11 protein-coding genes are annotated in these 12,295 nt (G+C 45.5%); all 11 read left to right on the forward strand.

The genetic code is table 11. The features are described from left to right. Positions 1-4: 4 nt before the first annotated feature. The 11 genes from MKY54_RS08955 (at position 5) to MKY54_RS09005 (ending at position 12,133) form a co-directional block, all read left to right on the forward strand. On the forward strand, positions 5-175 hold the full coding sequence (locus MKY54_RS08955; RefSeq protein WP_036684471.1) for a toxin-antitoxin system HicB family antitoxin: 171 nt from the start codon (positions 5-7) through the stop codon (positions 173-175). 506 nt (positions 176-681) lie between these two features. After that, entirely contained in the window at positions 682-2,622 is a 1,941-nt protein-coding gene (gene thrS / locus MKY54_RS08960; RefSeq protein WP_076135889.1) for a threonine--tRNA ligase, read from the forward strand. A 136-nt stretch (positions 2,623-2,758) separates the two neighbouring features. Further along, entirely contained in the window at positions 2,759-3,607 is an 849-nt protein-coding gene (locus MKY54_RS08965; RefSeq protein WP_256716113.1) for a 3D domain-containing protein, read from the forward strand. Between the two features lie 146 nt (positions 3,608-3,753). Next, positions 3,754-3,897, forward strand: a complete 144-nt coding sequence (locus tag MKY54_RS08970; RefSeq protein WP_156113077.1) for a hypothetical protein — start codon at positions 3,754-3,756, stop codon at positions 3,895-3,897. A gap of 239 nt (positions 3,898-4,136) precedes the next feature. Next, entirely contained in the window at positions 4,137-5,210 is a 1,074-nt protein-coding gene (gene liaF, locus MKY54_RS08975; RefSeq protein ID WP_076126418.1) for a cell wall-active antibiotics response protein LiaF, read from the forward strand. Further along, complete coding sequence (locus MKY54_RS08980) at positions 5,211-6,287, forward strand: sensor histidine kinase (RefSeq protein WP_076126420.1); 1,077 nt, start codon at positions 5,211-5,213, stop codon at positions 6,285-6,287. 3 nt (positions 6,288-6,290) lie between these two features. Beyond that, positions 6,291-6,944 carry a response regulator transcription factor gene (locus tag MKY54_RS08985; RefSeq protein ID WP_036684464.1) on the forward strand — a complete coding sequence of 218 codons (654 nt, stop codon included), beginning with the start codon at positions 6,291-6,293 and terminating at the stop codon, positions 6,942-6,944. Positions 6,945-7,180: 236 nt separating this feature from the next. Continuing rightward, positions 7,181-8,854 carry a trypsin-like peptidase domain-containing protein gene (locus MKY54_RS08990; RefSeq protein ID WP_076184679.1) on the forward strand — a complete coding sequence of 558 codons (1,674 nt, stop codon included), beginning with the start codon at positions 7,181-7,183 and terminating at the stop codon, positions 8,852-8,854. Between the two features lie 105 nt (positions 8,855-8,959). After that, positions 8,960-9,649, forward strand: a complete 690-nt coding sequence (locus tag MKY54_RS08995) for a response regulator transcription factor (protein ID WP_076126423.1) — start codon at positions 8,960-8,962, stop codon at positions 9,647-9,649. 1 nt (position 9,650) lies between these two features. Next, the gene (locus tag MKY54_RS09000) at positions 9,651-11,117 is read left to right on the forward strand and encodes a HAMP domain-containing sensor histidine kinase (protein WP_076126425.1); all 1,467 of its coding nucleotides are present in this window, start codon (positions 9,651-9,653) and stop codon (positions 11,115-11,117) included. 59 nt (positions 11,118-11,176) lie between these two features. Further along, entirely contained in the window at positions 11,177-12,133 is a 957-nt protein-coding gene (locus MKY54_RS09005; RefSeq protein ID WP_076126427.1) for a 4-hydroxy-3-methylbut-2-enyl diphosphate reductase, read from the forward strand. The last annotated feature ends 162 nt before the right edge of the window (positions 12,134-12,295 follow it).

Here is a 12,295-nt window from a genome sequence, read left to right on the forward strand (position 1 = left end):
CATCATGGCGGCCAAGAAAAGCTTTCCACTGCGGATTGATCCGGATTTACATGAGGCGCTGGAACGATGGGCGGGAGAGGAATTTCGCAGCGTAAACGGACATATCGAATACTTGTTGCGTGAGTCTTTGAAACGTGCAGGCCGCTTACCTGAAAAAAAACGGCGAGAGGAATAACCATAGAAGGGCTGTTTCAGCATCCATGTATTGGCTGCAAGAACAGTCCTTATGTGTGTCTTCTGACTGTGTTTCTATCATTTTGGACCCTTTTCTGACTTGACTGTCAGAGAGGACAGATTTATAATTACTCCATAATTCACGTTAACAGCATTGACGAAGATATGAGTTGATTGTTCTGGACCGTTCAGAGAGAGGAAACTTAGGCTGAAATTTCCTCCGGCATCCTGCTTTCGATTTACCCCTTTGTAGCTGCGGTTTTGAACTCCCTGCAATGGGATAGTAAGAGCTGCCGGTTCATGGTCGTTACTCCATGCTTACGAAGGATTCTATCTTCACTCCGCTTGAGGATTCAAGGGAGGCTAGAGAGAATCGAATTTGGGTGGAACCACGGGTGTAATCGCTCGTCCCTTTGCGGGACGGGCGTTTTTTTGTGTGCGTGGATATTATTGTTCCGCAAAGGTTAAAGGGCCCTTAGGCTTAATTATATGAAGGAGGAATTAGCAATGTCAGTAAGTATTAAGCTTCCGGACGGTTCTGTCCGTGAATACGCAGAGGGTAGCAGTATTGATGATGTAGCAGCTTCTATTAGCAGTGGCCTGCGCAAAAATGCAGCAGCGGGGAAATTGAACGGTATCGTTGTAGATTTATCTACTCCCCTTGAAGAGGGCGCACTGGTAGAGATCGTAACTTTGGATTCACCTGAAGGTCTGGAGGTTATGCGCCACAGTACAGCTCACTTGATGGCTCAAGCGGTTAGACGTTTGTTCGGAACAAAAGAAGTTAAGCTTGGTGTAGGTCCGGTCATTGAAGATGGCTTCTACTACGATATGGATCTGGAACATCCTCTAAATCCTGAAGATTTGCTCAAAATCGAAAAGGAAATGGACCGCATAATTTCGGAGAACCTGCCGATCGTGCGCAAAGAAGTTAGCCGCAAGGAAGCACTTGAAATTTTCGGTGAGCTAGGTGATCCTTACAAGCTGGAATTGATCGAGGCATTGCCTGAAGATAGCGTAATTTCTATCTATGAACAAGGAGAATTCTTCGACCTATGCCGTGGACCCCATGTGCCGTCGACTGCTAAGATCAAAGTCTTTAAATTGATGAATGTAGCCGGTGCTTACTGGCGCGGCGACAGCAAGAATAAGATGCTTCAACGCGTATACGGCACAGCTTGGATTAAAAAAGCTCAGCTTGATGAGCATCTTCGTCTGCTTGAAGAAGCGAAGAAACGCGATCACCGGAAGCTCGGTAAAGAGCTTGAAATCTTTACATTTAATCAATTGGTAGGACAAGGCTTGCCAATCTGGTTGCCTAAGGGTGCCAAATTGCGCAGTATTCTGGAGCGTTATATCGTAGATCTGGAAGCAAGTCTTGGCTATCAGCATGTATACACACCAGTTCTGGGTAATGTTGAGCTGTACAAAACTTCAGGACACTGGGAGCACTATCAAGAGGACATGTTCCCTAAGATGACTATCGACAATGAAGAATTTGTTCTTCGTCCAATGAACTGCCCGCATCACATGATGATTTATAAGAGCTCAATGCACAGCTACCGTGATCTGCCGATCCGTATTGCTGAGCTTGGTATCCAGCACCGTTATGAAATGTCAGGCGCATTGACTGGCTTACACCGTGTACGCTCGATGACTCTTAATGACTCCCATATTTTCTGCCGTCTGGACCAAATTAAAGGCGAGTTCATTCGTGTAATCGAATTGATTAAACAGGTATACAGTGACTTTGGTATTAATGACTACCGTTTCCGGTTGTCCTATCGTGATCCTAAGGATACTGAGAAATATTATGCAAATGACGAAATGTGGGAAACTGCACAGCGGATGTTGCGTGAGGTTGTAGAGGAAGCTGGACTGCCGTTCTACGAAGCAGAAGGCGAAGCTGCATTCTATGGTCCTAAACTTGATGTGCAAATTAAGACTGTATTAGGTAAAGAAGAGACTCTGTCTACTGTACAAATCGACTTCTTGCTGCCTGAACGTTTTGAACTGGAATATATCGGCGATGATGGTCAAAAACACCGTCCAGTCGTTTTGCACCGCGGAATCTTGGGTACAATGGAACGTTTCGTTGCCTTCCTGTTAGAGAACTTTGCGGGCTCGCTGCCGCTTTGGTTATCTCCACAGCAGGTTAAAGTAATTCCTGTATCGACAGCGTTCGACGATTATGCCAAGGAAGTTACAGACAAGCTGCGTCGCCGTGGTATCTCTGCTGAAGCAGATCTCCGCAATGAGAAGCTGGGTTATAAGATTCGCGAAGCTCAGCTTGAGAAACTGCCATACATGTTCGTAGTTGGCGAGAATGAGATGAACGCTCAGACGGTTTCCATCCGTAAACGCGGGGAAGGCGACATTGGAGCTAAGCCGCTTCAAGAAGTGATTGAGCTCTTGTCTCAGGAAATTGCTGATCGTGTGATCTCCTAGTTTCTTGTAATTAACAACACCAAAATTACGTCTAAATAAGACCTCTGTTATATGCCAATGAGGATCAACTTCTGATCTTCATGTATAAAATTTTGTGAATCGGGAAACCTTCGCTAATAAGGGGGAGGTTTATCACATGAACAAAATGGGCATATTTCAGAGGTTTTGGTGTCTTTTTGTCACCATCGTTTTGCTATTGACCGCTGCTGGAATCATTCCAGAATCTAAGCAACAGGCAGTAGGGGCCATTGGGACAGGAGACACTTTACAGCACACGGGTATTAACAAAACGCTATCGAACGAGTTGCAATATACCAAGGCTAATTCTGTGTTTATGAGAACCACAGATGATAAGGTCGTTCTTGCGACTGGCCGCGCCACACTAATGTCAAACGAGGCGCATTCCGTCGCACCTGTATTACCTGCAACAACAAAAAATAAACCAGCAGCGACGAAGGCACCGCAGAGCACCAAAGCTCCAACCACTAAAACAAACGGTGGCAGCGGATCTTCCAAACAGTTACCAAATTCTATTCCTGTAGCCGCACCTGCGGAAGACCAGATTATTACTTCAATGAAAGTGATGGCGACTGGATATACTGCGGGTTATGAATCTACAGGTAAAACATCTAAGCATCCCGAATATGGAATTACCTATTCAGGGGTAAAAGTGCGCAGAGACAAAAATACAGTCTCAACCATTGCTGCGGACCCTAAGGTTTTGCCGCTGGGGAGTATTCTTTATATACCAGGCTATGGATATGCCATAGTTGCTGATACAGGCTCGGCTATTAAAGGGCGGAAGATTGATCTATATTTTGCTACTACGAAACAGGTGTATAAGGAATGGGGCAAAAAATCAGTTGTAGTTCAACTCATTAAGCGTGGTAACGGGACTTGTACGGAAGTCATGCTGAAGAAGCTGAGCCAAGCGATTGAGACTTACAAAGCAGTACCGCAATCCATGCTCGAAGAATCCATTTAAAGGGATTGAACTTATTTTCACTTGGTCATGCATAATAGTGACATCACCTTGCCATAATACGGACTGGGGCAAAGCAATTGCCTCTTCCGAGATGTTCTCTTAGTAAGCATATTCTATGCTGCATAAGAGAAAAGGAGGTGAATTCCGTGGCCAATAACAAGAAATCTAAAGTACAAGAAAATTACAAAACACCAAATGAAAAATACAATGCTGAGTTTGCTGTTGAGAATGACGGCGCTACTAAGCAAAGTGGAAATACTTCTAAACCAGCTCAGAAACCGCAACAATAATGCGCTGACTGAAGCAGAAGACTGCTGAAAAAAAGAGACTGTCCAATTCAGTTAATTACTGAGGGACAGTCTTTTTTCATATATAATGAAGTAAATAGAATTTTATCCCATTCATCTCAGTCTAGAGACTGAGGGGAAGTTCCTTCTCTCGCCGCTGTTTCTCAGTACTTCATTCCTGTAGACTAAGGCTATAAGATTGAAGAAGAGAGCGTTCCACTACTTTAAAGGGGAAATGAATGATGAAAAGAAGGTTCACCAGCCAGGTTTTAGGCGGCCTGATCCTGATAGGGATTGGAGCTATGTTTCTACTGAGACAATTAGGTTACACTGATTTCAGCTTAGGTTACCTGATTTCGAATTATTGGCCGGTAATTTTGATCCTAATGGGAATGAACCGGCTTTTAGGTACAGGGGATGGACAATCCAAAGGTTCTTCACCTATCGGCGGCTTTTTCTTTCTGGCGATCGGAGTGTTTTTCCTTGGACGGAATTTAGATTGGTTCGATATTTCGGCCGGGGATTTTTTCAAAATGTTCATTCCAGTTATGTTGATTGGCGGCGGACTTTATGTGATTTTTAAACCACGCGGTTCAGTACCACCTGTGCCACCAGCTCCACCGTCACCACCAGATCACTTTCCTTCAGGAAAAAGCTCACTAGATGTGGAGCCGCCCAAACCACTGGATTCCACACTTGATGAACAATTTGAGCAAAAATTCGGCAAGGCTTCTGGTCAACGCGACTGGAAGGACTATCTTCAAAAAGATGAAGAAGACGATGAGGACGAAACAGGATCTTATAAGTCCAGCGCTGAAGCACGTTGGCAAGAGAAGCAGGAACGACACGAGCGCAGACGTCAGGAACGTCATGAGCGTCATGCTCATAGACATGGTAAATGGCATGAGGAATTCCATGAATCAAATAATCAAAAGGAATCGACCAATCGTTCTGCTTTTATCGGAGATGTCCACATGGGGCGCGAGCATTTCCAACTGAAGAACACGAATATCTCGCAGTTTATCGGCGATACCGTACTGGATCTGACGAATGCACAGATTGCTTATGGCGAAACGAGGATTAATATTTCCGCTTTTATAGGCGACATTAAAGTGTACATTCCGAATGATATGGATCTTGGCATCTCGGTGAACAGCAGTTCTTTTATCGGGGATATGGAAGTTCTGGATCAGTCTCGCAGTGGGTTTATGAGCAGTGTACAGTGCAAGACTCCTTATTATAAAGAAGCAGGCAAAAAAGTCCGTATAAATGTAAGTGCATTTATAGGTGACATTAAAGTTAAAACGGTGGGTTAGATGGGGACAATCTTCAGTAATACCAAATGGTTGCTGTTGTTTTACTTTTTGCTCACTGGAGCGGTAAGTGCAGGATTGATGTATGCAGGCACTTGCCTTGGTTATATCGAAGTGAAGGATTATCGGATGTGGCTGTACTTATGTCTCGGGATTGTGTTGTTCACCGTAGTTATCGGCTATATGGCAGGCCAGCGGATTCAGCGCCGGATTGATCATCTGGATCTGAATATGCTGCAGGTAGCCAAAGGAAATCTGTCCGTGCGGATGCCAGAAAGTGACGATCAGTCTTTTGCCCGAGTGTATCACGAGTTTAATGTCATGATGGATACGGTCGAGAATAAGATGCAACTGCTACAGCGATTGGGTGAACAAGAGGTTATTGAGAAGGAACAGGCAGCGGAGAGTGCGGTGTTGGAGGAAAGAAGGCGTATGGCCCGGGATCTGCATGATACGGTGAGCCAACAGCTTTTTGCCATCCATATGTCGGCTTCTTCGCTGCCTAAAGTGCTGAAGGTCAATGAAGCTCAAGGTCAAATGGTCATGGACCAGTTGATTACAATGTCTCAGATGGCACAAAAACAAATGAGAGCATTAATTGCACAACTGCGTCCGGTGGAGCTGGAAGGTCGAAATCTGTTCGAGGCGCTGGAAAAATGGTTTCCCGATTATTGCCGCCAGAATGGCTTAAAAGGAATGAAGGAGCTCGAACTTCAGGGCGAGTTATCGGAAGCAATCGAACATCAGCTGTTCCTAATTATTCAAGAGGCGATGGCGAACATCGTGAAGCATGCCGGGGCTAGACTGGTGAGTCTATCGCTGCGTGAAGGATCAAGACAAGTTGTGCTGAGTATTAGTGATGACGGTCAAGGTTTTGAACATGTGCAGCAAAAACAAGGCTCCTACGGTCTCACCACCATGCGCGAACGGGCGGAGAAACTGGGTGGGCAAGTGGAGATTATTAGCCGCAAGGGTGCGGGAACGACGATCCGTGTACATATTCCTAAGTTTGTTCAAGGGAACCCAGAATTAGAGCAGAATAGATCGTTAGGAACAGATACACAGGACGAGGAGGAGTAGAGCATGAGTGTCATAAAAGTGTTGCTCGTAGATGATCATGATATGGTACGGATGGGCCTCAAAACTTATCTAATGCTGGAGCCTACATTCGAGGTCATCGGTGAGGCGGCGAATGGACAAGAGGCGCTGGAGATGCTGCGTGCTGGTGGACATGAAGGTCTGCCTGACCTCGTGCTGATGGATTTGATGATGCCAGTGATGAATGGTGCCGAGACCACAAGAGCAGTGCTGGCTGAATTTCCTGGCCTCAAAATCGTGATCCTCACCAGCTTCCTGGAGGATGATCTTGTTGTAGATGCTATAGAGGCTGGTGCAGTCAGCTACGTGCTCAAAACAGTGTCGGCAGAAGAGTTAATCTACGCATTGCAAGGGGCTTACCGCGGCATGCCAGTCATGACGGGTGATGTGTCACAGGCGCTGACCCGTGGTATTCGCCAGCGCACCGTGCAAGGTGATTCCTCCGGTTTAACAGAGCGTGAGAAGGAAGTCCTGCTGCTTATAGCTGAGGGCAAGACCAATAAGGATATTGGTGAGGAGCTGCATATCAGCATCAAGACAGTGAAGACGCATGTCAGCAATCTTTTGATGAAATGCGAGCTTGATGACCGTACCCAGTTGGCTATTTACGCTCATCGGAAGGGCTGGGCTCAAGGGTAGGACTTGTAGACTAAGGTGCATTATTATTTGAAATGGTTTTAGAAGCTCGGGCCGCGATGTTTTTCGCGCCCGAGCTTCTTTTTTTACTTTCCTGCCTAATCTCCTCCCATTTGCCTATATCTTTTATCTGCGCTTAAATTGTTTTTAATGTGACCTTAAGGTTTAAAGTACAAAATAAGAACATGAAAACAAATTAATCCTTGTCACGGCGACAGGAAGCAGGAGGAAAGATAAACATGGACGATAACAAAAACAACTTCAATCGCGACAATGGACCAGCACCAGATCGGGAATGGGACAATAATAACAATAGCAGCAATAATAATAATTCATCTGAAGCAGGATCATCATCATACTACTATTCTTACGGACCTTTTAAATCTTTGAACAAAGATGAGAATAACACTGACGGTGGCGCACAACACTACAATCGGATGGAGCCAGAACGTGTCGAGGTTACACCTCCACAGCCTGTAAAGCCATTACCTTATAACACATCGCTTCGCACCACTGGCTATGATGGCAATGGTGGTGGCCGCGGAGGAAATGGCGGTGGCGGTTCTGAAGGTGGCGGCGGCTGGCAATATAATAAAAAACCAAAAAGCTCGTTAAAAACAGTGCTGGTATCATTCCTAGCCGGTATGGTCGTTCTCTCGGGCTCAATGTATATGGCAGACAGAGGTAACTGGTTTACGGGAGATACAGCTACAACGGTTGCTAGCTCCGGAACGAATGGAACGGCGAAGACAACGGGCGAGAGTGCAGGTGTTGCGCCTTCTACTTCTACTACATCCTTGGTGACTGGATCTCGTGATGTGACAGGTGTTGTTGATGCGGTGGGACCAGCAGTTGTTAAGATTGAGACACTAGTTAAATCTAATTCGCGTAATGGAAGCTCATCCAGTCCGAATCTGAGTGATCCCTTCTCACAATTTTTCTTCGGGGATCAATACAGTGGAAATGGTTCTTCCCAAAATGAACAGGATTCCAAATCAGGCTCGGATTCTTCATCACAGCTTATCCCTTATGGAATTGGAACAGGCTTCATTTATGAGAAATCCGGCTATATTTTGACCAACCAGCACGTAATTGACAATGCCGATGTAATCCAAGTCACCGTGGATGGCGTAACCAAGCCTTATGAAGCGAAGCTGCTAGGTTCTAGCAAAGATCTGGATTTGGCTGTGCTTAAAATTGAAGGAGATAGTGATTTCCCTACAGTAGCACTGGGAGATTCGGATAGCATAAAGGTAGGTTCAGAAGTGGTTGCTATCGGTAACCCGCAAGGCTTCGACCATACTGTAACTTCCGGTGTTCTTAGTGCAAAAGGACGCAGTATTGATATTAACGAAGAAGATGGCAGTGGAACACGTAATTACAAAAACCTGCTGCAAACCGACGCTTCTATCAACCCGGGTAACTCAGGTGGGCCGTTGCTCAACATGAATGGGCAGGTAATTGGGATGAACGTAGCCGTCAGCACGGATTCTCAAGGTATTGGTTTCGCAATCGCTGTGAATACGATTAAAGAAGTCGTAGATAAGCTGGAAGCCAACCAAGCCATTCCGAAAGAGCCAGTACCTTTCATTGGTGCAACTCTTATGACGATTACAGATGAGGTTGCTAAGCAAATGGGTACGGATATTAAAGAAGGTTCTGTGGTTGCAGATATCATCTATAAATCCCCAGCGTATACCGCTGACCTGCGCCCTTACGATATCATTACCGGTGCGAATGGAACGAAGTATGCAACCAACCAAGATCTGATTACTTTCATTCAAACGTTAAAAGTTGGTGACAAAGTAACATTAAATGTTGTGCGCGACGGTAAAACCATGGATCTCTCAGTTACCATCGGTAACAAAAATGATTTTGATACAACGACTACACAACAAAGTCAGCAGCAATAATACCGGACGGTAAGTCACACGGAAGGGGCGACCCTTCCGTTTTTGTCTAATTGTGATGTAAACTGCTACAATATATAAAAAGAACTGAACAATGGGGGCTGCTTGATGCGACCGAATATTCTAATTATTGATGATGACGAAAAGATTATTTCTATGCTGCGTAGAGGTTTAGCTTTTGAAGGTTACGATGTGAAAACAGCGGTGAATGGAGCGGATGGATTACGGGCAATCTTGAGCAGTGACCCGGATGTGGTAATTTTGGATGTAATGATGCCTCAGGTGGATGGTTTTGAAGTATGTCGCCGCTTGCGGGAAGGGGGCAGTAATGTTCCTGTTCTCATGCTTACCGCGAAGGATGAAATTGAGCACCGTGTAAAAGGGCTTGATCTGGGTGCGGACGATTATCTGGTTAAACCTTTCGCGCTGGAAGAACTGCTTGCACGTGTACGTGCGCTGCTTCGGCGTAAGAGTGAGCAAAACGAAGGTGGAGAGCAAGCGGTTTCTTATGAAGATATTACGCTGGATGTGGATTCACGTGAGGTTACCCGCGCCGGTAAAAGACTGGAGCTAACAGCGAAGGAATTTGAGCTGCTTCATCTTTTTATGCAAAATCCGAAACGTGTGCTTTCACGGGATCTGATCATGGATAAAATATGGGGTTATGATTATAGCGGTGAATCTAATGTGCTTGAGGTATACATAGCTATGCTACGTCAAAAGACGGAGGAGCATGGCGGTAAACGCCTCATTCAAACGATCCGGGGTGCCGGTTACATTCTAAGAGGTGACAACTAACATGTCTATAAGATTGCGGCTGACTGCTTGGTATTCAGGGATTTTGGCCGTTATGCTGCTGGCCTTATCAGCCGCAATTTACGGTTTTGTTTATTTTAATACTTATGGGGACTTGAAGGATCGTATACAAAAACAGGGTGAGCAGCTTGTAACCAATCTCAATCCTAACTGGGCGTATGACGGTTCATTGCAAAGTGTGAGCATAAACCCCTTCTTCGGCAACAAACTGGAAGAAGCTAATATTTTGGTGCAAACCTATATCTATAATAATGAGAACCTGCAAAAGTCAGAGAACTTACATTATCTAGATATCCAATTCGATGTTCCGAAACTGGAGGATATTGATAAAGCTCACGGGTTCAAACAGACTACGCTTGGCGGATATCATTTGATGGTTTATCAGATACCGATATATGACTTGAATAAGAGTCCTGTGGCCCTTCTGCAGGTGGCAACACCGTCAAATTCGGAAGACAAGCTCTTGGAGCGTTTAAAAAATATACTACTCGTAGGTTCTTTTGCTACCCTGATCGCGGCATTTACCTTCGGTTTGTTCCTTGCGCGCAAATCCATGAGTCCAATCGGCAAAGTAATTGAAGCTGCGAATGGGATTCAGACGGGGAATGATTTAAGCTCGCGGATTGAATACGATGGGCCGCCAGACGAGATAGGAAGACTTATTGAGACCGTTAACAGTATGCTTGGGCGTATGGAAGGGTTCTACACAGAGCTGGAGGATTCGTATGCGGCTCAGCGCCGTTTCGTTTCAGATGCTTCACACGAGCTTCGGACACCGCTCACTACGATCCGCGGAAATATTGATCTGCTGCAAAAGGTTTGGGAGATGGAACCCGGAGAAGGGAAGATGAGTGAAGCTGAGATTCGCCAGCTATCGCTTGAATCGGTGCAGGATATCGCAGACGAGTCTAAGCGTATGAGCCGCTTGGTAGCGGATATGCTCTCGCTCGCGCGTGCGGATACTGGACGTACTTTTGATATAGAGCCCGTGGCACTGGAACCGATGATGAATGAGATTGCGCGCCGCGCCTCTTTCCTGCCCCGTCAAGCCGAGTGGGTTACAGGTGATATGTCAGTCTTAAATGGCAAATATATAGTTGGGAATAAAGATTATCTACAGCAAATGCTCTTTATTTTTATTGATAATGCTTTTAAGTACACGCCTTCAGGCATCGTGAGTTTGGATACCCTCTTCTATCAGAATCAGATTGGCATTCGGATCACAGATACAGGGATTGGTATGGATAAAGATGAGGTTCCATATATCTTTGACCGTTTCTATCGTGCAGATGAATCGCGTGGAATTACGGAAGGGATTGGGCTTGGCTTATCCATTGCTAAGTGGATTATTGACGAGCATGGTGGGTCTGTGGAGGTTGTTACACGCCAAGGTGAGGGTACCACTTTTGTCATCTGGTTACCGCTTCTCTTTGCTCCGCCGCTGGAATAGGGTATAATTTAGAAGTGTCCTATTACAGAGGTCAATGAAAGCAGAAAGCTGGTGAACTCATGGAAGTCATTAAAATCTCTCCCCGGGGATATTGTTACGGAGTTGTCGATGCAATGGTTATGGCACGGCAGGCTGCGCAAAATCTCGATCTTCCCCGGCCGATTTATATACTGGGTATGATTGTTCATAACAGTCATGTCACGAATTCGTTCGAAGATGATGGCATTATTACTTTGGACGGACATAATCGTCTGGATATTCTGGATAAAGTGGATAGTGGGACCGTCATATTCACTGCACACGGGGTTTCTCCTGAGGTGCGCAAGATGGCTAGGGACAAGGGTCTGACTACGGTCGACGCCACCTGTCCTGATGTCACGAAGACCCATGATCTTATTCAGGAAAAAGTAGATGATGGTTATGAGGTCATTTATATCGGCAAAAAAGGCCATCCGGAACCGGAGGGTGCTGTGGGTATTGCCCCTGAGCATGTGCATCTGATTGAAAAAGAAGATGAGATTGCTACGTTATCCATCTCTTCTTCACGTATTGTCATTACGAATCAGACTACTATGAGCCAGTGGGATATTAAACACATCATGAAAAAGCTTCTAGAGACCTTCCCAGGTGCTGAAGTGCATAATGAGATATGTATGGCTACCCAAGTACGTCAAGAGGCTGTGGCGGAACAAGCGGGGCAATGTGATCTGGTGATTGTTGTCGGTGATCCGCGAAGCAACAACTCCAATCGTCTGGCACAGGTGTCGGAAGAAATCGCTGGGGTTCCTGCCCATCGTATTTCTGATGTGTCTGAACTCCAAACAGAATGGCTAGAGGGTGTAAATATCGTCGGGGTCACTTCTGGCGCGTCCACACCTACACCTATCACCAAAGAAGTGATTAACTACTTAGATCAGTATGATTCGGCTAATCCGGAGACGTGGGAGATCAAACGTACAGTGAATATGGCGAAGCTGCTGCCACCGGTTAAGAATAAGAGTGCAAGTACTACTTAATGTAATGGGCTAGGCTCGAACTTATATATTATGAACGCTGCAACAAGAGCGCTTAACTTCGTCAGTCGAGGTTAAGTGCTCTTTTTTATCGAAAGAACGCTTCCGGCATAGGAATCTAGAATATAGATTGACTATAATCGTTTTTTGAGGTAAAATTGCTTT

Origin of the sequence: Paenibacillus sp. FSL P2-0121 (genome assembly GCF_037975345.1) — a bacterium.
Lineage (GTDB): Bacteria > Bacillota > Bacilli > Paenibacillales > Paenibacillaceae > Paenibacillus_AQ > Paenibacillus_AQ odorifer.